A 21,543-nucleotide genomic window follows, 5' to 3' on the forward strand; every position below is an offset into this window, starting at 1 on the left:
GCAAAAGGCCCTTATTTAGGGCATTCAAGGGCCTTTTGCGTCTGTTCGCGGGGAGGACGGGACCCCCTAGGCGAAGGCCTCGACGGGCGGGCAGGAGCACACCAGGTTGCGGTCGCCGTACGCGCTGTCGATGCGGCGCACCGGCGGCCACACCTTGGGCCGGAAGCCCTTGCCCAGCGGGTAGGCCGCCTGCTCCCGGGTGTAGGGGTGGTTCCACTCCTCGACGAGCAGGCACTCGGCCGTGTGGGGCGCACCGCGCAGGGGGTTGTCGTCCACGGGGTAGGCCCCCGAACCCACCTGGTCGATCTCCGCGCGGATCGCGATCATCGCCGAGCAGAAGGCGTCCACCTCGGCGAGGCTCTCGCTCTCGGTGGGCTCGACCATGAGCGTGCCCGCCACCGGGAAGCTCATCGTCGGGGCATGGAAGCCGTAGTCCGCCAACCGCTTTGCGACGTCGTCGACGGTGACGCCCGTCGCCTTCGTGATGCCGCGCAGGTCCAGGATGCACTCGTGGGCGACCATGCCGTTCTCGCCCGTGTACAGCACCGGGTAGTACTCGTCGAGGCGGCGGGCGACGTAGTTGGCCGACGCGATCGCCGTCAGCGTCGCGGCGCGCAGGCCGGGCGCCCCCATCATGCGGATGTAGGCCCACGTGATGGGCAGGATCGACGCGGACCCGTACGGCGCGGCCGACACGGTGTAGTCGGCGCCGAGCTCGTCGGCCAGCGGGTGCCCCGGCAGGTACGGCGCGAGATGGCTGCGCACCGCGACGGGACCGACGCCCGGACCACCACCGCCGTGCGGGATGCAGAACGTCTTGTGCAGGTTCAGGTGGCTGACGTCGCCACCGAAGCGGCCGGGCCTGGCCAACCCGACGAGGGCGTTGAGGTTGGCGCCGTCGACGTAGACCTGGCCGCCGACGTCGTGCACGGCCGCGCAGATCTCCTCGACGTCGTGCTCGTACACGCCGTGCGTCGAGGGATAGGTGATCATCAGCGCGGCGATCCGGTCGCCGTGCTCGGCGATCTTCGCGCGCAGGTCGTCGAGGTCGACGTCGCCGTTGTCGCGGCACGCCACCACGACGACCTTCATGCCGGCCAGCGCGGCCGACGCCGCATTGGTGCCGTGCGCGCTCGACGGGATCAGGCAGATGTTGCGTTGCGCGTCATCGCGACTGAGGTGGTACGCCTGGATCGCCAACAGCCCCGCGTACTCCCCCTGCGAGCCGGCGTTCGGCTGCAGCGACACCGAGTCGTACCCGGTGAGCTGGGTCAGCCACGTCTCGAGGTCGGCGATGAGCCGGCGCAGCCCGGGGGTGTCCGACGCCGGGGCGAACGGGTGCTGACGAGCGAACTCCGGCCAGGTGATGGGCTCCATCTCCGCGGCCGCGTTGAGCTTCATCGTGCACGATCCGAGCGGAATCATGCTGCGGTCCAACGCGATGTCGCGATCCGACAGCGACCGCAGGTAGCGCATCATCTCGGTCTCGGTGCGGTACTTCGTGAACGCCGGGTGGGTGAGGAACGACGACGTACGGGTGGCGATCTCGGGACCCGACCAGCGCTGGCCACCGCGGGTGGCGCCAAACGCGGCGAGCACGTCCTCGACGTGGGCGGCCGTGGTGGCCTGGTCGCACGACACCGACACGTGATCGGCGTCGACCAGCCAGACGTTGATGCCGCGCTCCTTGGCCGCGGCGCGGATCTCCTCGGCGCGCCCCGGCACCCGGGCCAGCACGGTGTCGAAGAACGCGTCGTGCACCACCTCGACGCCGGCGTCGGAGAGCCCGGTGGCCACGGCGAGCGCGTGGCCGTGCACCTCGTGGGCGATCGCGGTCAGCCCGTCGGCGCCGTGGTAGCTCGCGTACATCGCCGCCATCACCGCGAGCAGGACCTGGGCCGTGCAGATGTTGCTGGTCGCCTTGTCGCGGCGGATGTGCTGCTCCCTGGTCTGCAGCGCCAGCCGATAGGCCGCCGAGCCGTCGGCGTCGACCGACACTCCGACCAACCGGCCGGGCAATTGACGGGCGTGCTTGGCGTGCACGGCCAGGTAACCGGCGTGCGGTCCACCGAATCCCATTGGCACGCCGAATCTTTGGGTGGTACCGAACGCGACGTCGGCACCGATCTCACCGGGCGGGGTGATCAGCGTGGCGGCCAGCAGGTCGGCGCCCACCGCGACGAGCGCGCCACGCTCGTGCGCGGCGGCGATCAGGTCCGACCAGTCGTTGACGCATCCGCTGGCGCCGGGCAGTTGGACGATGACGCCGAAGAAGTCGCCGTCGGGCAGGCCGTCGCGGAGGTCGGCGGTGACGATCTCGATGCCGAGCGGCTTGGCGCGCGTCTCGATGATGGCCGCGGTCTGGGCGTACACGTCGGCGTCGACGGCCAGCTGGTTCGCCGAGCCCTTCACCGCGCGGTGCATCAGGGTCATGGCCTCGGCCGCGGCGGTGCCCTCGTCGAGCATCGAGGCGTTGGCCACCTCGAGGCCGGTGAGGTCTTCGACCATGGTCTGGAAGTTCAGCAGCGCCTCGAGCCTGCCCTGGCTGATCTCCGGCTGATACGGCGTGTAGGCCGTGTACCAGGCGGGGTTCTCGAGGATGTTGCGGCGCAGCACCGGTGGGGTCAGCGTGTCGAAGTACCCCTGGCCGATCATCGAGACCGCGACGGTGTTGGCATCGGCCATTGCCCGCAACTCGGCCAGCGACTGCTCTTCGGACGCCGGCGGCGGCAGCTGATCCAGCCCGGGAGCGACGCCCGCGGCGCCCAGCCCGTCGAGAATGCCGGCGGGCAGCGCCTTCTCGGCCAACTGATCGAGGTTCTCGACGCCGATGACGCCCAGCATCGTGGCCACGGCATCGGGGTCGGGGCCGATGTGACGGTCGGCGAAGCGCGGCAGGTGGTGCTCGCCGAGGGGATGGGAAGGAGTACCGGACAAGAGAGGGCCTCTCACACGTCGAAGCGCAGAACCGCTAGCGGTCCTCTCCCTCTGTCGTCGACCCGTCGCGGGTGCCTGAGAGATTCAGCGCGACCGGATCGTCCCGGCTGTGCCTTTCCCCATGGGCGGGCGAAGAACGTGTTCGCCACTTTCCAGAGGCACCGTGGCTCCACGCGGTCCTGGGGCCTGAGAGGTTGACGGAGAGGTGTTGCTCCTTCGGCGTCCGTGGCTGGCGGCCACGGAACTCTCCCGCGCAGAGGCGATGCAGGTCCGAGTCTACCCAACGGGTACGACGGCGCCCGGTCAGCCGATCTTGCGGTCGCGGGTCTTGCGGCGCGAGGCCAGTTCGTCCTCGGGGCTCGGGATCGACTCCCCACCGTCGGCGCGTTCGCCGGGGAAGTCGGCGATGGCGCCGGTCAGTTCGCGCATGGCGCCCGAGACGGCGATGCCGAAGACACCCTGACCGCCCTGCAGGAGGTCCACGACCTCCTCGGCCGACGTGCACTCGTAGACCGTGGTGCCGTCGGAGAACAGCGTGATGTTCGCCAGATCCTTGACGCCGCGCTGCCGCAGGTGATCGACCGCGACCCTGATGTTGTGCAGCGAGATGCCGGTGTCCAGAAGCCGTTTCACGATCTTCAGGACCAGAATGTCCTTGAACGAGTACAGCCGCTGGCTGCCGGAGCCTGCCGCCCCGCGGATCGACGGAACCACCAGAGACGTCCGCGCCCAGTAGTCCAGCTGCCGGTAGGTGATGCCCGCGATCTGGCAGGCACTGGGTCCGCGGTAGCCGACCAACTCGTCGGGGACGGAGTCATCGGGGAACAAGCCAGCCTGCACCGGTTCGGTCGGCGCTGCCGACACCACGCGTTCCGGCGTGCCGTTGGATAAGAGATCCAACTGCTCCTGACGTGGCGTGTCGCCCACTGGCCATCCTCTCGCCGATCGAACTGGATCCGTGTTCACAGGCCGTCGGGGACGGCCACACACGTTTGCTCCGAGCTCTCGAGTATGTCGAGCATACGCTCCCAGCTCGGGACTGACTGCCTTCGTAGTGAGGAAAGTATGGCTGCCGACGGCATGGATGGGAGAAACCCGCTCCGCGTGTCGAGAGCGTGAGATGCATCCGTGACGTTTGAAATTCAGGTGGCCTTGAAGTCGTCGGGCGACACGCTGTCGAGGAACTCCTTGAACTTCTCGACCTCGTCCTCGCGGACCGCGCCCGTCGTCTCCTCGTCAGATTCGTCGGGGATCAGCAGCCCCGCCTCCGCGAGCACGGCCTCCTCGACGTAGATGGGCACCCCGACGCGCATCGCGATCGCCACGGAGTCCGAGGGGCGTGCCGAGACCTTGATGTCGCGGTCGAAGATCAGGTCGGCGTAGAAGGTGCCCTCCTGCAGATCGACGATGCGCACTTCCTTCAACGAATGTCCAAGGGCGGTAATCAGATCCCGGATCAGATCGTGGGTGAGCGGCCGCGCGGGTTCCACGCCCTGCTGCTCCAACGCGATGGCCTGCGCCTCCGTCTGACCGATCCAGATCGGTAGGTAGCGATCTCCGTTGGATTCCCGCAGCAACAGAACCGGCTGGTTCTGGGGCTGTTCAACGCGAATGCCGATCACTCGAACTTCGCCCATCTGTGTCTGCCCTCCGCGCCGCAAGCCGTCTTGGGGAAGTCTAATCCTCAGCGATCGAGAACGTCGCGCACCGCGGACTTGATGAGCGAGGTATGCAACGTGATCGCGAGAGCCGCGACCTCGCGCGCCATGTCGTCGGCACGGTCGCGGGCACCCGCCTTCATCGCGGGCCCGGCGATCTGGGCGATCAGATCCGACTGCCGGTCCGCCGCCGAGCGGAAGGCCCGCAGGTGTCGGGGTTCCACCCCGTAGTCGGCCAGCGCCTTCGCGCACTGCGCGATCACGACCGAGTGCTCGTCGAAGAAGCCGCCCGGTCCCGAGGTGATGACGCCGGCCTTGATCAGGGCCCCGAGGAGCTCCTCGTCGACCCCCGAGCGGGTCAGTAGATCCTCGCGGCTCAGGCGGACCTGGGCGGGCGCCACCGCGGCCGTGTCGTACCCGGCGACCCCGTCGTCGTCGGCGGACACCTGCACCAATCTCGGTACGCCGTAGGCAGATGCCGTCGGCGGCAGCTCGCCGTCGGGTTGCGCGTCGAGCTGTGCCTTGATGACCTTCAACGGCAGATAGTGGTCCCGCTGCGCGGTGAGGATGAAGCGCAGCCGCGCACAGTCGTAGGCGGTGAACCGTCGATAACCCGAGCCCGACCGCTGCGGCGTGACCAGACCCTCCGCCTCCAGGAAGCGGATCTTGGAGATGGTCACGTCCGGAAAGTCGGGTCGTAGCGAGTCCAGGACCGCTCCGATCGACATCCCGGCGAGCGCAGGGGTGTCGGGGGCGGTCATCAGCTCGGTGAACCGCCGTCGTCGCCCTTGGGGCCCGTCAGGAAGACCAATCGGAACTTGCCGATCTGCACCTCGTCGCCGTTTGCCAGCACCGCCGAGTCGACGGGCTCGCGGTTGACGTAGGTGCCGTTGAGGCTGCCGACGTCGACGACCTGGAACTCGCCGGTCTCGAGCCGGAACTCGGCGTGCCGGCGGCTGACCGTGACGTCGTCGAGGAAGATGTCGCTATCGGGATGACGACCGGCCGACGTCCTGGCCTGGTCCAGCAGGAACCGCGACCCCGCGTTCGGGCCGCGCTTGACGACGAGGAGCGCCGATCCGGCCGGGAGCCCCTCGACGCCCGACACCGCGTTGTCGTTGCCCGTTGCTGGCGGTGCGTCCAACTCGTTGAGGAAGTCCGATCGAAAGACCGAGGTGGTCTCGACCGTCACTTCTTCGGACTGATCAGCTCCCGAACTGGTGTCGTTCTCCGTCACCCGGTGCTCCTCACTGGCTGCTGTGGCAATGGTGGGCAGATGCGCCGACTCCCGCTCGAGACATTCAAGAGGGACGCCGCCGCGTCATGCGTCTCGTGACGACCGTACCGCGCGCCGGTGGTCGCCGTACCCACCACCACCGGATCACGGCCCGATTTCTCATTCGTCGAGCGTCGCACCGTAGGCGTCGGCGTCCAGCAGACCTTCGAGCGCCTCGGTCAGCGTCGCGGCGTCGAGCTGCAGGTCGATGAGCCAACCGGCGCCGTACGGATCGGAGTTCACCAACTCCGGCGAGTCGGTCACGTCGCCGTTGACGGCAACGACTTTCGCCGTGATGGGGGCATAGAGGTCCGAGTTCGACTTAGTTGACTCCACGGTCCCGAACTCGCTGCCCGCGTCGACGGCTGCGTCGACGTCGGGGAGCTCGACGAAGACCACGTCACCGAGTGCGGCCTGGGCGTAGTCGGTGATGCCGACGCGAACCGTGTCGTCACCGGTGCGACGCACCCACTCGTGATCCTCGGTGTAGTAGAGATCGGACGGAATCTCGCTCACGGGGCTCCTAGATTCTTCGCAGACGCGGACGTCGCGTACTCACTTGACAGGCTGAGCGTATTGGCGGGGTTTCGCTTGCCGCAAGGCGGTCACGTTCACGACGCCCTGCTGCTGCACCGACATCGTGCCGCCCACCCGTTCGACGCTGTCCACGGCGCCGCCCGGGATGTTCAGCGCCGCAGCGAGCGTGGCCGAATCACCAATGGCCAGAACCGAATACGGCGGGCTCAGCGTGGTGCCGTCCACGACGAGCGCACCGGGCTGACCCACCACCCAGGTGTCGACGCCGACTCGGACCGGCGCCTGGCCGGGACCGCCGAGCTGCATGGCCTCCGCGCCGGCGGCCCGCAGCTCGTTGACCACGTCGAGCATGGTCTCGGGCGACACGCCGGGAGCGACGTCGGTGATGGTCAGCGCGACGCCTGGTCCGGTCGCCGCGACCGTTCCGATGAGGATCGACAGGGCCGCCAGCCGGGCCCTGGCGTTCTCGATGGCGGCCTCGTCGTTGCTCCCGGAGGACTGCAGCGATTCGAGCGTGCGCTGCAGATCGCTCACCTCGGTGTTGAGCGCGGCCTCGCGTTGCTGCAGGGAGTCCAGCAGGACTAGCAGATCGGCGGGCCGGGCCGTATCCAGGGAATCGCCGGACTCGGTCTGCCGCACCTGCGTGACGATGGCCACACCCAGCACCAGGCACAGCACGACGGCCAACGCGCCGAAGACGAGCTGCGTGCGGCTACGGCCCCCGACGTGGGCTGTGCCGTCGGGCAGCTCGTGCCTGCCGTGTGCCGGTGCGGGATCCTCGCTCACCGGCTCAGGCCCCGAAGAGCCGACGGCGCAGTGCGGCGGCGTTGCCGAAGATCCTGATGCCGAGCACGACGATGATGGCCGTGGACAGCTGCGTCCCCACCCCCAGCTGGTCGCCGACGAACACGATGAGCGCGGCGACGAGCACGTTGAACACGAACGAGACCACGAACACCTTGGCGTCGAAGATGCGCTCCAGGTAGGCGCGCAAACCGCCGAACACCGCGTCGAGCGCGGCCACCACCGCGATCGGGAGGTAGGGCTGAATGGCCTCGGGAACGCTGGGGTGGAACACCAGGCCCAGCACGATGCCGACGACCAGTGCGGCTATTCCGACCATGTCTCTCCGATCCGTGTCGCTCCGTTCGGTGTCATGCGCACTCCCCCAGTCGTCATCGAGGCCCCATCACCGTGGCGAAGTGGACGTCCCGCACCGAACCGGCGGGCAGCGTCAGCGCGTCTGCCTGACCGACGGCGACCGTCACCCCGTAGGCGGACTCCAGTATCTGCAGGCGCTGGGCGGCCGGGCTCTCGCCGAACGCGTCCGACATCGCGTGCGGTGGTCCCACCGCGAGCACGACGTAGGGGTTGGCGATGGGTTGGTTGTCGACGAGGAGGCGACCGCCGGCCTGGCGCACGGTGACACCCGGTCCGATGCGCACGCCGCCGACCGCGATCGCCTCGGCGCCACTGGCCCACAGGGAGTTGACGACCAGTTGGAGGTCGCGGTCGAGGATCACCTGCGGACTGCCCTGCACCCGCTGCTTGGAGACGTCGCTCAGATCGCGGGCGCCGCTGGGCTCGGTGACGGTGACCGACAGACCAGGGCCGCGGACCGCGGTCTCGGCGGCGGTGAACTCCGCGGCGTCGAGGCCGCTCAGCAGCCGTCGGCCCTGCTCGTCGCCGGCCAGCCGGTGGCGTCGTTCGGCTTCGACCTGGCCGGTGAGGTCGCGGCGTCGCGCGATGGCGTCGTTGGTGGCGCGTTGCGCAGCCCGCACGCCATCGGCCAGCACGTGCCTGCCGTCCTGCGCGGCGGGGGCGACGGACTGCGCCTGCGCGGCGGCCGCGGCGAACACCGTCGCGACCAGCAGGCCGGCGACGATCTGCCAGGCCAGCGCGGACGACCTGCGCCGGGGGCCGCTGCCCTCCCGCCGCCGGGCGGCCGCGGCGTATCCGGGGTCGAGGTGCTCCGACAGCAGGGACCGCAGCAGCGACGGCACCGGGATCAGCGTCGGCGCGCCCGCTTCGTGGGCGTTGCGTCCGGCCTCCGGGCTGTAGCCGCCGAGCGCGCGTTCGTCCTCAGCCATGTCCCTACCCGGGCGTGCGCCGGGGCAGCTGCGCGACGACGAGACGGACCTGAAGGAGATAGAGGACGCCCGACCACAGATACATGGCCATCCCCCACCCCAGGAACGCCCATCCGATCGCCAGGATCACCCTGCTCCACAACGCCTCCCACTGGCCGAGCAGGACGAGCGGAAAACCCGACATGAGTGCGAAGGTCGCGGCCTTGCCGACGTAGGTGACCGTCAGCGCGGTCAGGCCGCGGGACCGCAGGACCGGCAGCGTCAGCGCCAGGACGACGTCGCGGGCCAGCAGCACCACGACGAACCACCAGGGCACGACGTGCACGACGGCCAGGGCGACCGGAACGACCACCATGTAGATGCGGTCGACGGCGGGATCCAAGAGCGCGCCCAGCCGCGAGGACTGGTTGTCGACCATCCTGGCGATCTTGCCGTCGGCCCAGTCGGAGAACCCGCTGAACATCAGGACCCCGACCGCCCACCCGTCGGCGTGCACCATCAGCAGATAGATGAAGACCGGGACGAGGACGAGCCGCAGCACGCTGAGCGCGTTGGGGATCGTCAGCACACGATCGCCCGGCTCCGGCTCCATGCGATGAACCTAGCGGAACACCCCGGGCAGGCTCAGTGCGGACATGGTGTCGTCGGCCAGCGGATTGTCGTGGATCATGTAGGTCCACGTCGAGGTCGGACGGGCGAGTTTGGACAGGTCCAGGCCCTGCTCGTCCTCGACGACGTTGGCGGTCTCGAAGGTCTGCTGCGCCGCCTCGATGGCGTCGGCGGCCAGGGAGGCGAACGCGTCGACGGCCAGGCGGTGGAACTCGTCGAGCGGGTTCTGCCTGCCGAGCGCCCGCAGGTGGATGCTCTCGCGGATGTCCGACAGGTACGCCTGGTGGTCGGCCCAGCCGCGGTCCAGGTGATACAGCATGATCTGGCGGCTGATCGTCTCCAGCCGCTCCTCGCCGATCTCCTTCACCAGCTCCTCGTAGCGCTCCGGCGCCCGGGCGGCCAGCTCCTCGCGCGCGGTTGCGGTGCGCAGCAAGGTGTTTCGCCGCTCGACCAGGATGGCGCGCTGCTGGGCGACGAGCTGGTTGTAGCGCCAGGTGTTGGCGTGCACGTCGAGCAACCGGCCCTCGGCGACGCGTTGGGCATGCTCGAGCAGCTGCGCTGCCTTGTCGCTGGTGATGCGACCGTCCTCGTCGGTCGCCATCGGCAGCTTCTCCGGCTCGAGGTGAGCGACGACCACGTCGTCCTCCCAGCTGGAGAAGAACACCGACGAGCCGGGGTCACCCTGTCGGCCCGCGCGCCCGCGCAACTGATTGTCCAGCCGCTCGGTGTGGTGGCGGCCGGTACCGATGACGTGCAGCCCCCCGAGTTCGGCGACCTCGTCGTGGCTGCCCTCGTCGGACCCGCCGAGCCGAATGTCGGTGCCGCGGCCCGCGATCTGCGTCGAGACGGTCACCGCCTTGAGCTTGCCGGCCTCGGCGATGACGAGCGCCTCCTCCTCGTCGTTCTTGGCGTTCAGCACGACCGCGGGCACGCCGGCCTTGACGAGCCGTTCGTGCAGTTCCTCGGACTCGGCGACGTCGCGGGTGCCCACCAGCACCGGCTGCCCGGTGTCGTGGATGGTCTTGATGTGCTCGATGACGGCGTCGATCTTGGCCGCGGCGGTGATGTACACGCGGTCGGTCTCGTCGACCCGGACGTTGGGCGTGTTCGGTGGAATCGGGGACACGCCGAGCTTGTAGAACTGCCGCAGCTGTTCACCGGCGGCGAGCGCCGTGCCCGTCATCCCGCACACCGTGGGATAGCGGTTGATCAGCGCCTGGACCGTGATGGTGTCGAGCACCTCGCCGGTCTCGGTGGTCTCGATGCCCTCCTTGGCCTCGACCGCGGCCTGCAACCCGTCGGGCCAGCGCTGTAGCTGCGCGATCCGGCCGCGGGAGGCGTTGATCAGCTGCACCCGCCCGTCGCGGACGATGTAGTGCACGTCGCGCTGCAACAGGACGTGCGCGTGCAGCGCGACGTTGATCTCGGTCAGCGTGGTGCTGACGGACTCCTCGGAGTAGATGTCGACGCCGAGTTCCTTCTCGAGCTTGCGGGCGCCCTCGTCGGTGAGGTGGACGTTGCGGCGGTCGGCGTCGGTGTCGTAGTCCTTGCCGGGGACGAGCTCGCCGACCATCCGGATGATCTCCAGTCGCGGCTGCTCGCGGTGGGTGGTCCCGGCCAGCACCAGCGGCACGAGCGCCTCGTCGACGAGCACCGAGTCGGCCTCGTCGATCAGCGCGACGTCGGGGTCCGGGGAGACCAGGTCCTCGACGTCGGTGACGAGCTGGTCGCGCAGCACGTCGAAGCCGATCTCGTTGACCGAGGCGTAGGTGACGTTGCAGGCGTAGGCGGCGCGGCGTTCGTCGGCGGTCGACTCGGCGGTGATCCAGCCGACCGTCAGACCCATGGCCTCCAGCAGCGGGCCCATCCACTCGGCGTCGCGGCGAGCCAGGTAGTCGTTGACGGAGATGACGTGGACGCTGCGCCCGGCGATCGCGTACCCCGCCGCGGCGATCGCACCGGCGAGCGTCTTGCCCTCACCGGTCGCCATCTCCACGACGTCGCCCGCCAGCATCCGCAACGCGCCGAGCAGCTGAACGTCGAACGGCCGCAACGTCGTCGAGCGTTCGGACGCCTCCCGGGCGATCGCCAGGAACTGCGGGATGTCGGCCGACTCGGCGAGCTCACCGAGGTCGAGCAGCTGCGCCGCCTTGCGCAGCTGCTCGTCGTCGAGGTCGGCGGCCTTCTCATCGTATTCAGAGGAGGTCTTCACCAAATCCAACGACTGGGCCTGATCCTTGTCGGTGCTGGCACCGAGCAGTTTCCAGAACCTGTTGCTCAGCCGCCCGGAGCGGTCTTTCGTCTTCGGCACGCATTCACGGTACGCGGCGCCCGGACGCCGCCGCGAGCATCCACGCGCACGTCATGACCGGCAGCTCGGCGTGCCCCGCGGCGACCTGCGGGGGCGGGTTCAGCCCTCGGCTAACAGCTGACCCCTAGACCCGGCTACCGCCAGTTACCCGGGGTACCTTGCCGGAATGGAAAAGTTCACCCCGACGCTGGACTGGAGCGCCGAGTGGCTGTCGTCGCTGTGGTGGATCGCGAAGGCCTGGGTCATGGCCGCCGTCGCCACCATGATCGTCCTCGTGCTGCTGCGGTTCTTCACCAGCTGGGGTCGGCAGTTCTGGAAGGTGACGGGCGCGTACTTCAGTGGGCGCTCGAGCATCAAGGTGTGGTTCTGGCTGGCCGGCCTGCTGCTGTCGGTGATCGTCGGCGCGCGGCTGACCGTCCTGTTCAGCTATCAGAGCAACGACATGCTGACCAGCTTCCAGGTGGTGGCCTCGGGAATCGGCGGCAACGACGACGCCATCAAGCAGTCCGGCAAGGACGGCTTCTGGCTGTCGATCACGGTGTTCAGCATCATGGCCGTCGTCTACGTCGCGCGCACGATGCTCGATCTGTTCCTCATGCAGCGGTTCATCCTGCGGTGGCGTGCCTGGCTCACCGACCGCCTCACCGGGGACTGGCTGGACGGCAAGGCCTACTACCGGGCCCGGTTCATCGACGACACCATCGACAACCCGGACCAGCGCATCCAGTACGACATCGACATCTTCACCACGGGCGTCGGACCGACGCCCAACACGCCGAACAACACCAGCGGCTCGACGCTGCTCTTCGGCGCCATCAGTTCGATCGTGACGATGATCGCCTTCGTCGGGATCCTGTGGAGCCTGTCGGGTCCGCTGACCCTGTTCGGCGTGACCCTGCCGCGGGCGATGTTCTGGATCGGCCTCGGGTACGTCGTCTTCGCGTCGATCATCGCGTTCTGGATCGGCAAGCCCATCATCTGGTTCGCGTTCGACAACGAGAAGACCAACGCCGCGTTCCGGTATGCACTGGTGCGCCTGCGGGACGCCTCGGAGGCCGTCGCCTTCTACCGCGGCGAACTCGCCGAGCGCACCGGGTTGCGCTCGCGCTTCGCCTCCGTCGTCGCCAACTACAAGCGTTACATCAACCGGATGATCGGCTTCTACGGCTGGAACCTCTCGCTCAGCCAGGTCATCGTGCCGCTGCCCTACGTGCTGCAGTTCCCCCGGTTCCTGGCCGGTGAGATCACCCTCGGCGCGATGACCCAGTCCTCGTCGGCGTTCGGCAGCATCCAGGACGGGCTGTCGTTCTTCCGCAACGCCTACGACCAGTTCGCCGGCTACCGCGCGGCCATCATCCGTCTGCACGGCCTGGTGGTGGCCAACGAAGAGGGCCGCGTCCTGCCGATCGTCTCGACCGCACCGTGCGTCGACGGCACCGTGCAGCTCGACGACGTCGAGGTCCGCACGCCCGACGGCAAGCAGCTGGTCAAGCCGCTCGACATGCGGCTGGAGATCGGCGACACCATGGTCGTCACGGGCAAGTCGGGCAGCGGCAAGACCACCCTGCTGCGCAGCCTCGCCGAACTCTGGCCATTCGCCTCGGGCACCCTGACCCGACCCTGCGGGCCGAACGAGACGATGTTCCTGTCGCAGATGCCCTACGTCCCGCTGGGCGATCTGCGCGCGGTCGTCTCCTACCCCTGCGAGGAGGGCACGCTCGCCGATTCCGAGCTGCACGACGTCCTCACCCGGGTCGCCCTACCGCACCTGAAGGATCGCCTCGACGAGGTGCTGGACTGGGCCAAGGTGCTCTCCCCCGGCGAGCAGCAGCGCATCGCGTTCGCCCGCATCCTGCTGACCAAGCCCAAGGCCGTGTTCCTCGACGAGGCGACGTCGGCGTTGGACGAGGGCCTGGAAATGACGCTCTACTCACTGGTGCGGGCCGAGCTGCCCAACACCATCCTGATCAGCGTCAGCCACCGCAAGACCGTCGAGCAGCACCACAACAAGGAACTGCGACTGCTCGGCGACGGCGAGTGGCAGCTCACGAACGTCGGGGAGCAATCCGTCCCGGTCTAGTGGCGTGCGGCCGTGGCCGCATGCGTGCCCGCGCGACGCCCGAAGAACGACCCCTCGCCGAGCTGGGTTCCGCTGGCGTAGCCCTTGCCGTCCTGCGCGATGTTGGATGCGCACGCGCCTGCGGCGTACAAACCGGGCACGACGCTGCCGTCCTCGCGCAGGACCTCACCGTCGAGCGTCACGGCCAGACCGCCCATCGTGAACCCGGAGTACATCGCGACGCCCAGTGACAGGTCGAACACCGCCCACGGGCCGTTGTCCTGCGGCTCGACGTAATCGGACTGCTTGTGGAAGTCGGGGTCCTCCCCCCGCGCGGCGTGCTCGTTGTAGCGGTCGAGGGTGGCGGCGAGCTTGCCCGATGGGATGCCGAGGGTCTGCTCGATCTCCGCGACGGTCTCGAACCCGTCGAGGAACTTGATCAGCGGCATGGCCGGCATCTCCATGTGGGCCTCGTCGACGATCAGGTAGGCGGACTGCTCCGGCTGTTCGAGCACGAACGCCGACGTCCGCGAGTGGTAGGAGTCCTCGGCGACGAACCGCTGCCCGTCCTTGTTGACGATGATGCCGGTCAGCAGGATCTCGGGCGGGTAGGCGGCCGCGGTGATGAACTTCTCGTCGAGGTTCTTCGCGACGCCGCCCGCCGAGACGCCCATGCGGATGCCGAGCCCGTCGTCGAAGGGGTTGCCGAGGATGTAGGGCTCGACCAGCCCGTGGTGCTTGGTCTTGCGTGGCTTGCCGAGTTCGGGGGTGTATTCGGCGACCATCTCGGGATTCATTGCGAAGCCGCCGGCGGCGATGACGACGGACGCCGCGCGGATGGCGCCGGTCTCGGTGAACCTCTTCCACCGAACGCCGACCACGGCACCGTCCTCGACCACCAGGTTGGTGACCCCGGTTTCGTAGAGGACGCTCACGCCGAGGTCGGCGGCGCGCTTGACCAGCAGGTCGATGACCATCCCGGCACCGCCGAGCTCACCGGGCACGGGCACGGAGTGTCCGCGTGGCGCCGGGGTGGCCTGGTTGCAGAACGGCCAGACCTTTTCATTGCCCGTGTAGGACAGGCCCTCGGTTCCCGGTGGGACGACGACCTTTCCGGGATAGAAGCTGCGCTCGAACTGAAAGCCCAGGTCCTCCAACCAGGTGAAGTGCTCGACGCTGCCGTCCGCGTAGGCCCTGATCTTGTCGAGTTCGGGCTCGCGGGACACGGCGACGAGGTAGTCGTACATCGCGTCGGCGGTGTCGTCGTGACCGGTGGCGCGCTGCACCTCGGTACCTCCACCGAGATAGAAGTGGCCGCCGGCCATGGCGGTCGTGCCACCCGCCGCCGCAGCGCGTTCGAGCACCAGGACGCGGGCGCCCGCGGCGGCGGCACTGACCGCGGCACATCCGCCGGCGATGCCGAATCCGACGACGAGGACGTCGACGTCGTCCGACCAGTCCGAGACGTCTTGTGCGGCAACGGTTTCGGGGACGTGGATCATCGATGGCACTGGTGCTCCCGCATCACGTGGGCGAGGCGGGCGCAATCCGGTCGGACGTGCGCCGCCCCAGCGATCTGGACAGGTGTCTGGTCAAGCATCGTCTCGAGGATATCGCCGGTGGGCAGCCCTGGCTAGAACGTGTTCTAGTTCGTCGTCAGCGCGGCGAGGACGAGGTGGATCTGGCCGTCGAAGACGTCGGCGGGATCCGACAGCGTGTCCGCGCCGTACTGCCCGAAGACCTCCAGGCTGATGGCGCCGACGAGCGTCGCCCACACCAGAAAGCACCGCAGCACCGTCGCGTCCCCGCCGGGAAAGCCGAACTCCGTTCGCAGGGCGTCGAAGTCGGCGGTGGTGGCCGCGGTCGGCACGGGTCCGGACTCGGGCACGTCACCGGCCGCGACACCCTCGGCCACCAGCGCGAACAGCGCTGCGATGACGCGCGTGCCGGGACCGACGGTGGCATCGGCGGGCGCGTGATAGCCCGGCACGGGACTGCCGTACATCAGGGCCCAACTGGCGGGATGGGCGATCGCCCACGCGCGCGCGGCCCTGGCCATCGCGGCGATGCGGTCCCGCCAGGTGCCGGTACCGGCCGCGCGCGCGTCGTCGACGGCGTCCGCCAGGTCGGTGTAGGCGTCGACGATCAACAGCGTCAGCAGGTCGTCGCGGCTGGCGACGTAGCGGTACACCGCAGAGGAGACCATCCCGAGGTCGCGGGCGATGGCGCGCAGGGACAGTCCGGCCGCGCCGTCGGTCACCAGGTGCCTGCGGCCGACCTCGACGATCTCGCGTTCGATGCGCTCTCGGCTGTCCTGTCGCTTGCCCATGCGCCCAGTCTCGCACGAAACGAGAGCAATGCTCTTGCAATCCGACCCCAGTCGTGTCACGCTTCTTCTGAGAGCAATGCTCTCGTTTCATACCCGCCGAAGGAGACCCCCATGACCACCCGATACGACGAACCCCACCGCCTGGCACGGACTTTCAACGAGGTCTTCCGCTGGCTCGCAGAGGCCGGCATCAGCATCGCCGGCACGCACGCCCTGCGCGTGCGCGGCCGCACGACCGGCACGCTCCGCACCGTCGTCGTCAACCTGATGACCGTCGACGGGCGCCGCTACGTCGTGTCCCCGCGGGGCAACACGCAGTGGGCTCGCAACACCCGGGCGGCCGGGCGCGTCGAACTGGGCCCGCGCTGGCGCCGCCACGAGGTGCGCGCCGTCGAGGTCGCCGACGACGACAAGCCCGCGTTGCTCCGGCGCTACCTCGACCGCTGGTACTGGGAGGTCAAGGGACACGTCGCGGGTCTGACCCCCACGTCGACCGACGACGAAGTCCGCGCGGCGGCGGCGTCGATACCGGTGTTCGAACTCGTCTGACCCCTAGCCGCGTCAGGACCCGTCACGCAGCATCTGCGTGATCGTCGCGGCGGTCGCGGCGCTGAGGTCCCCGGAGATCTGGATCGACTGGCCATCGATGGCCTGGCCGATGGCCGGGGCGGCCAGGACGACACCGTTGCGGACGAAGGCGAGCTGTTTGCCGATGTTCGCCGCGGTGTACTGCGCGAACGCCGCGCTCGACGCCGGGTCCATCGACATCTGCACGGTGTGGAAGTCACTCGTCGGCAACTTGGTCTCGGTGGCTCCGGTCAGGTTGAGCGCCAACGCGACCGGGCCCAGTTGATACACCGCGGCCTTGTCGACGTCGCACACCTTGACGGGCGCGTCCGGCGGCATGGGCGGCGGCACCGGCGGGCAGTCACCGGGATTGGCGACCAACGGCTGCGACACGACGGGCCGCACCGCCAACGGGATCCCGATGATCGGGGGCGTCCGCGTCACCGGCGTCGTGGGGGTCGCACGCTGGGCGACCGGGGCGGCATCACCCTGCAGAAAGGCCATCGCGACGCCCACCACGATGGTGCCGACCATGGCGAGGATGCCGATCGACGCCAGCACCGCGAGCATGACGCGCTTCGGCGTCCACCCCGGGCCGCCGCGGAACCGCATCACTGCCTACGCAGGCGGCGGGGGTGCCACCGTGGCAGCTGCGGGCGTGTACACGTCCTGGTGGATCTGCGTCTCGGTGCTCGTCCACGACACCGCGGCGGGGTACTGACCCCAGGTGCTGTTGAACATCCCCACGATGACGGCGCGACCGTCGTCGGTGAGCACGTAGACGGGGCCACCCGAATCACCTCTCTGGCTGACCACGCCGTTCGTCATCGTGAACCAGCCGTTATTGACGGCGTCCACAGTGCCACAGCTTTCGCCGGTCGCGACCCCGAAGTGGCAGACGCGCTCCCCCTGCTGCAGCGTCACGCTCGGGTCGAACACCAGGGCCCGGCCGCCGGGCAGGACGTCGGTGACCTGTGCGTCGGGCGCCAGGGCGATGGTCTCCCAGTCCGAGATCATGTGGTCGGTGGAGATGGTGGCTCCGTTGGGCGTGTCATCGCGGAAGTCCGTCTGATGGCCCACGACGTTGCCGTCCTTGTCGCCCACGACGCCGTTACCGCGGCAGTGGCCCGCCGTGAACGCGGTGCGGGTCTGTACGTCGACGAAGCCGAGCGTGCACTTCGTGGTGTCCTGGCGAATCTCCATCCCGGGGGCGACCACCGCGCCGGGAGCCGCACCGGCGACCGGACCCGCGGCGGTGGCGGCCGCCAGCAGGGCCGCGGCGCCGATCGTCACGACCGCGCGCACACCCAATCGGCGCAACGTGGTCTCCGATCGCTAGGTGGAAAGAGACGCTCAGAGTACCGACGGCAAAGCTCTCCCGCACCAGTTGTCACGACCTCCACACACGACTCTCACGAATCGAACCCGAGGCCGAGCGCGTCGAGGGTCCGCAGCAGCACGTTGCGGTGACCGGCAGCGTGATCCGCGCGGTCCAGCGACCACTTGGTCGCCTGGATGCCGGCGCTGGCGAAGGGCTCCGGCGGGAACGGAAGCGGTTTCGTGCGCACCATCTCCAACTGCGTCCGCGGCGTCGGCACCCCCTCCAGCAGATCCAGGCAAACGTCCGAGGCGAACCGCGCGGCGCCGACGCCGAGACCGGTGAACCCGTTGACGTAGGCGACCCGGCCCTCGCGGGCCAGTCCCCAGTGCGCGCAGAACCTGGTGTTCGTGTCGATCGCACCGGCCCAGCGGTGGCTGAATCGGACACCGGCCAACTGCGGGAAGGTGATGAAGAAGTGGGCGGCCAGCCGCCGGTAGGTCTCGTCGCGATCCTCGTAGGCGGGGTCCACCCGGCGGCCGAAGTGGTACACCGCGTCATATCCGCCGAACACGATCCTGTCGTCCTCGGTCATCCGGTAGTAGTGGAACTGGTTGGCGGAGTCGCCGATGCCCTGCCGGTTGCGCCACCCGATGCTCTGCACCTGCGCCTCGGTCAGCGGCTCGGTGGCCAGCACGTAGTCGTAGACGGGCACCGTGTGAAAACGGTTGCGCCGCAACAGATGCCGGAAGACATTGGTGGCCAGCACCACCTGCTTGGCCGAGATGGTCGCCGGCCCGGCGTCGACCTGGATCGAGGCCGTGCCCGAGTCGAGCGCCCTGGCGTTGGTGTGTTCGTAGATCACCACGCCCGCGTCGGTGCAGGCGCGCGCCAGCTCGAACGCCAGCTTGCCGGGGTGCACGATGGCGCACGTGTTCGCGTGCAGCAGGCCGGCCAGGAAGGTCGGTGAATGCACTTCGGCGCGGATGGCGCATTCGTCGAGGAACGTGCCGTCGCCCTCGGCCGCGGACTCCTCCAGCCAGCCCACCTGATGCGGCTCGGTCGCGACGGCCAACATGCCCGTGCGCTGCCACTGCACGTCGAGCCCGAGCCGCGAGAGTTCGGCTTCCATGCCGTCCAGGTTCTCCAGGCCCATGGCATCGAGCTGCTCGATCTCGTTGGGCCACCGCGTCTTTCCGTTCTCCCTGCCGTGCGTCAGGCTGGCTTCGACGAAGCCGCCGTTGCGCCCGGACGCCGCCCAGCCGATCCGGTGCGCATCGATGAGCACGATGCGCCGGTCGGGATGGCGCTGCGCGGCGTGCAGTGCCGTCCACAGTCCGGCATAACCGCCACCGACCACGAGCAGATCGCAGCTGACGGGCCGCGTCAGGGTCGGATACTCGGGCCGCTCACCGTCGAGCCACACCGAGCCGAATGCGCTGCCGGCAAGGGAGCGTTTGACCAACGCGGGATCGACGGGGGCATCGAAGACGGTGTCCATCGCGTCGACATTACTCAGCGGGTCGAGCGCCGGACGGGGGCGCCGAACCCCAAGAGCCGGGCCGTCAGCGGAAGCTCAACACGTCGTCCCCCCACGCGGCGCGCAACGGCTCGTCCGGATCGACGACCACGGTGTCCCTGCGGTCGATCATCAGCGTCGCGCGGTCCTCGCGGCGGTAGGGCCGCCAACGGGGCTCACCGGTCAGGCCGGTGGGTTCTCCGGTGGCGGCGAACGCCAGCCAGCGGGCCCGAATGCGTTCGGACACCGCGGTGCCCGTCTTGAGCCCACCCAGCTTGAACGTCGGATCCTTGCTTCCGGCAACGAGATTGCCCCACACGTAGGGCAATTCGGTTGCATGGGCGGCGCCGAGTCGGAGCAGGCGCAACATCGGCGTCGCCCAGTCGAAGCGATAGGTGTACACCGGCGCCACGGCCCCGTGGCCCTCGGCGAACCAAATCGTCGGCATCCGGAAGCCGATGTCGCGGGCGACGCCCATGCCGGGCGTCTTGCCGCGGCCCCGGTAGGCCGAGCCGAGCTGGGCTTCGCTGGGCAACCGGAGGTCGGGTTGCTCCGCGGCGATTCCCTCGAACATGGCCTTGATGGCCATCGGCGTGATGGGCATCAGGGGCGACTTCATGAAGCGGAACAGCGCCGCCTCGTGCTTGTTCGTGCCGATGATGAGCGGCACGGGGTGGGTGCCGCCCGCCCGCGCCACCGCGACGGGATAGTCCGGCACCACGTCACCGTCGACGATGGGTGCGTAGGCCAGCGTGCCGGGCGTCCGCACCGGCACCTCGTCGAACAACCGCTTCGATGCCGCCAGCAGCTCGCTCAGCGGTGCCGAGGCGAGCCGGTCGACGTCGTCCACGCCGACGCCCAGCGTGTCGAGGTACTGCCGCGCCATGCCGGCCGAGCGACGCGCGTCGTAGACCGACGTCGCGGGCGAACTCTGGGCGATCGCGCTCGAGAACAGGCCGGCGGCAGCGGGGCTGGCGAGCAGCGTCGTGACGATTCCGGCGCCCGCGGATTCCCCGAACAGCGTGACGCGGGCGGGATCTCCGCCGAAGGCCGCGATGTTGTCGCGCACCCACTCGAGCGCGAACAGCACGTCACGCAGACCGAGGTTGCTCTCGAACCGGGTCCGCTGGGTGCTGAACGATGACAGGTCCAGGAAGCCGAACGCGCCGAGGCGGTAGTTCACGGTCACGATGAGGGCGTCCCCGCCGCGCGCCAGCGCCCGACCGCGGTACAGCGATTGGGCCGCCGACCCGAGCACGTAGGCGCCGCCGTGCGCCCACACCATGACCGGTTTGCCGGCCCCCGGCTCGGTGCCCGACGACGCCCACACGTTGAGCACCAGCGAGTCCTCGCCCTGCGGCGCCCCGAGGTCCAGCGGTATCCGCGGGTCGGTCGGCTGGGGACAGGCGGGTCCCACCCGGGTGGCGTCGGCGACGTCGGTCCAGGGTTCGGGCGGTTGCGGTGCGCGCCAGCGCAATTCGCCCACCGGCGGCCGGGCATAGCGCACGCCCCGCCACGACTTCACCGTTCCGTCGTCCATGCCCCGGACGGGTCCGTAGGCGGTGTCGACGACCGGGGCGTCGAGCGACCGACCGGTACTCGGCTCCGCCGTCATCGGCGGCCTCCCCGCGCCGCCCCGGCCCGGTCCGCGTCGGAGAAGCCGGGCACCGACGCCGCCACGGGGGCGGCCCTCCTGCGCGAGACGTACGAGGTCGTCGACTCCATCGCCGACGCCACCCCGCCGTCGGTGGCGGCATACGTCAGCGACCTGTCCGCCGCGAAGCCCAGGCCCTGGCCCACGGCGACCGCATCGATGTTGGCCCCGAGGAACACGAAGTCCCAGGAGTAGTCGCGTTCCTGACGCTCGATGACCGCCCGCACCGCCTCCAGGGTCCACTCCCGGCTCGAATTCTCGTAGCCGTCGGTCATGACGACGACGATCACGTGACCGGGCCGCTCCGCCTCGGCCTGGCCGGCGAGTTCGGCGCCGACGTCGGTGACGAGACGACCGATCCCGTCGAGTAGAGCCGTCCCACCGCGGGGCTGCAGGACCAGCGGCGGCACGTCGGCGATCGGGCGGTTCGCGTAGACCACCTCGTACTCCGTGTCGAATTGCGCCAGCGTCACCCGCGCCTCCCCCGGCTGCGTGCGCTGCTCCCGGACGAACGCGTCGAATCCGCCCTCGGTGTCGGACTTGATGGCCTCCATCGAGCCGGACCGGTCGAGCAGTACGGCAATCAGCGTGAGCTGAGGATCCGTCATGAGAGCTCCTTGGCGCATCGGTGGAACATCGTGATGGACAGGCTACTCGCGCCCACCGACACGTCGGCCCC

At 69.2% G+C, this 21,543-nt stretch carries 20 protein-coding genes and 2 riboswitches; of the genes, 2 read left to right on the top strand and 18 right to left on the bottom strand.

Annotation, left to right across the window (positions count from 1 at the left end; genetic code table 11):
- Window positions 1-66: 66 nt before the first annotated feature.
- From gcvP to secA2, 11 genes are all read right to left on the bottom strand, one after another.
- Window positions 67-2,937 (bottom strand): aminomethyl-transferring glycine dehydrogenase, encoded by a 2,871-nt coding sequence (gcvP, locus tag G6N60_RS15115; RefSeq protein WP_163738675.1) that lies wholly within the window; start codon window positions 2,935-2,937, stop codon window positions 67-69.
- 41 nt (window positions 2,938-2,978) lie between these two features.
- A riboswitch (glycine riboswitch) is annotated at window positions 2,979-3,101 on the bottom strand.
- Window positions 3,102-3,199, bottom strand: a riboswitch (glycine riboswitch).
- Between the two features lie 41 nt (window positions 3,200-3,240).
- Complete coding sequence (locus tag G6N60_RS15120; RefSeq protein ID WP_163738678.1) at window positions 3,241-3,864, bottom strand: MerR family transcriptional regulator; 624 nt, start codon at window positions 3,862-3,864, stop codon at window positions 3,241-3,243.
- Between the two features lie 215 nt (window positions 3,865-4,079).
- Window positions 4,080-4,574 (bottom strand): bifunctional nuclease family protein, encoded by a 495-nt coding sequence (locus G6N60_RS15125; protein ID WP_163738681.1) that lies wholly within the window; start codon window positions 4,572-4,574, stop codon window positions 4,080-4,082.
- A gap of 47 nt (window positions 4,575-4,621) precedes the next feature.
- Window positions 4,622-5,356 carry a transcriptional regulator FtsR gene (gene ftsR, locus G6N60_RS15130; RefSeq protein ID WP_163738684.1) on the bottom strand — a complete coding sequence of 245 codons (735 nt, stop codon included), beginning with the start codon at window positions 5,354-5,356 and terminating at the stop codon, window positions 4,622-4,624.
- Window positions 5,356-5,832, bottom strand: coding sequence for a glycogen accumulation regulator GarA (gene garA, locus G6N60_RS15135; RefSeq protein ID WP_163738687.1), 477 nt, complete (start codon window positions 5,830-5,832; stop codon window positions 5,356-5,358). The genes ftsR and garA overlap by 1 nt, the downstream gene beginning before the upstream one ends.
- A 159-nt stretch (window positions 5,833-5,991) precedes the next feature.
- Entirely contained in the window at window positions 5,992-6,387 is a 396-nt protein-coding gene (gene gcvH, locus G6N60_RS15140) for a glycine cleavage system protein GcvH (RefSeq protein ID WP_163738690.1), read from the bottom strand.
- A gap of 39 nt (window positions 6,388-6,426) precedes the next feature.
- Complete coding sequence (locus tag G6N60_RS15145) at window positions 6,427-7,194, bottom strand: DUF881 domain-containing protein (RefSeq protein WP_163738693.1); 768 nt, start codon at window positions 7,192-7,194, stop codon at window positions 6,427-6,429.
- A 4-nt stretch (window positions 7,195-7,198) separates the two neighbouring features.
- The gene (locus G6N60_RS15150) at window positions 7,199-7,531 is read right to left on the bottom strand and encodes a small basic family protein (protein ID WP_163738697.1); all 333 of its coding nucleotides are present in this window, start codon (window positions 7,529-7,531) and stop codon (window positions 7,199-7,201) included.
- Between the two features lie 52 nt (window positions 7,532-7,583).
- Window positions 7,584-8,498, bottom strand: coding sequence for a DUF881 domain-containing protein (locus G6N60_RS15155; RefSeq protein WP_163738700.1), 915 nt, complete (start codon window positions 8,496-8,498; stop codon window positions 7,584-7,586).
- Window positions 8,499-8,502: 4 nt separating this feature from the next.
- The gene (locus G6N60_RS15160; RefSeq protein ID WP_163738703.1) at window positions 8,503-9,090 is read right to left on the bottom strand and encodes a CDP-alcohol phosphatidyltransferase family protein; all 588 of its coding nucleotides are present in this window, start codon (window positions 9,088-9,090) and stop codon (window positions 8,503-8,505) included.
- Window positions 9,091-9,099: 9 nt separating this feature from the next.
- Window positions 9,100-11,418 carry an accessory Sec system translocase SecA2 gene (secA2, locus tag G6N60_RS15165; RefSeq protein WP_163738706.1) on the bottom strand — a complete coding sequence of 773 codons (2,319 nt, stop codon included), beginning with the start codon at window positions 11,416-11,418 and terminating at the stop codon, window positions 9,100-9,102.
- Window positions 11,419-11,584: 166 nt separating this feature from the next.
- Between secA2 and G6N60_RS15170 the strand changes: the two genes are divergently transcribed.
- Window positions 11,585-13,498, top strand: a complete 1,914-nt coding sequence (locus G6N60_RS15170; RefSeq protein ID WP_163738709.1) for an ABC transporter ATP-binding protein/permease — start codon at window positions 11,585-11,587, stop codon at window positions 13,496-13,498.
- Here G6N60_RS15170 and G6N60_RS15175 read toward each other — a convergent pair.
- Window positions 13,495-14,979, bottom strand: coding sequence for an FAD-binding protein (locus G6N60_RS15175; RefSeq protein ID WP_163743993.1), 1,485 nt, complete (start codon window positions 14,977-14,979; stop codon window positions 13,495-13,497). The two genes, G6N60_RS15170 and G6N60_RS15175, sit on opposite strands and share 4 nt — an antisense overlap.
- Window positions 14,980-15,122: 143 nt before the next feature.
- Window positions 15,123-15,806, bottom strand: coding sequence for a TetR/AcrR family transcriptional regulator (locus G6N60_RS15180; protein ID WP_163738711.1), 684 nt, complete (start codon window positions 15,804-15,806; stop codon window positions 15,123-15,125).
- Window positions 15,807-15,917: 111 nt separating this feature from the next.
- Between G6N60_RS15180 and G6N60_RS15185 the strand changes: the two genes are divergently transcribed.
- Window positions 15,918-16,355 (top strand): nitroreductase/quinone reductase family protein, encoded by a 438-nt coding sequence (locus tag G6N60_RS15185; RefSeq protein ID WP_163738714.1) that lies wholly within the window; start codon window positions 15,918-15,920, stop codon window positions 16,353-16,355.
- Between the two features lie 12 nt (window positions 16,356-16,367).
- On the opposite strand, the gene G6N60_RS15190 is transcribed toward G6N60_RS15185, so the two are convergent.
- The 5 genes from G6N60_RS15190 to G6N60_RS15210 form a co-directional block, all read right to left on the bottom strand.
- On the bottom strand, window positions 16,368-16,985 hold the full coding sequence (locus G6N60_RS15190) for a SecDF P1 head subdomain-containing protein (RefSeq protein ID WP_163738717.1): 618 nt from the start codon (window positions 16,983-16,985) through the stop codon (window positions 16,368-16,370).
- 6 nt (window positions 16,986-16,991) lie between these two features.
- A complete protein-coding gene (locus tag G6N60_RS15195) occupies window positions 16,992-17,693 on the bottom strand; it encodes an Rv1815 family serine proteinase (protein WP_443678361.1) in 702 nt (233 codons plus the stop codon).
- A 92-nt stretch (window positions 17,694-17,785) separates the two neighbouring features.
- Complete coding sequence (locus tag G6N60_RS15200) at window positions 17,786-19,192, bottom strand: NAD(P)/FAD-dependent oxidoreductase (protein WP_163738720.1); 1,407 nt, start codon at window positions 19,190-19,192, stop codon at window positions 17,786-17,788.
- A 64-nt stretch (window positions 19,193-19,256) separates the two neighbouring features.
- Window positions 19,257-20,825: a carboxylesterase/lipase family protein gene (locus G6N60_RS15205; protein ID WP_163738723.1), complete on the bottom strand. Its 1,569-nt coding sequence runs from the start codon at window positions 20,823-20,825 to the stop codon at window positions 19,257-19,259.
- Complete coding sequence (locus tag G6N60_RS15210) at window positions 20,822-21,472, bottom strand: vWA domain-containing protein (protein WP_179969698.1); 651 nt, start codon at window positions 21,470-21,472, stop codon at window positions 20,822-20,824. The genes G6N60_RS15205 and G6N60_RS15210 overlap by 4 nt, the downstream gene beginning before the upstream one ends.
- Between the last annotated feature and the right edge of the window lie 71 nt (window positions 21,473-21,543).

This window comes from Mycolicibacterium madagascariense (assembly GCF_010729665.1).
Lineage (GTDB): Bacteria > Actinomycetota > Actinomycetes > Mycobacteriales > Mycobacteriaceae > Mycobacterium > Mycobacterium madagascariense.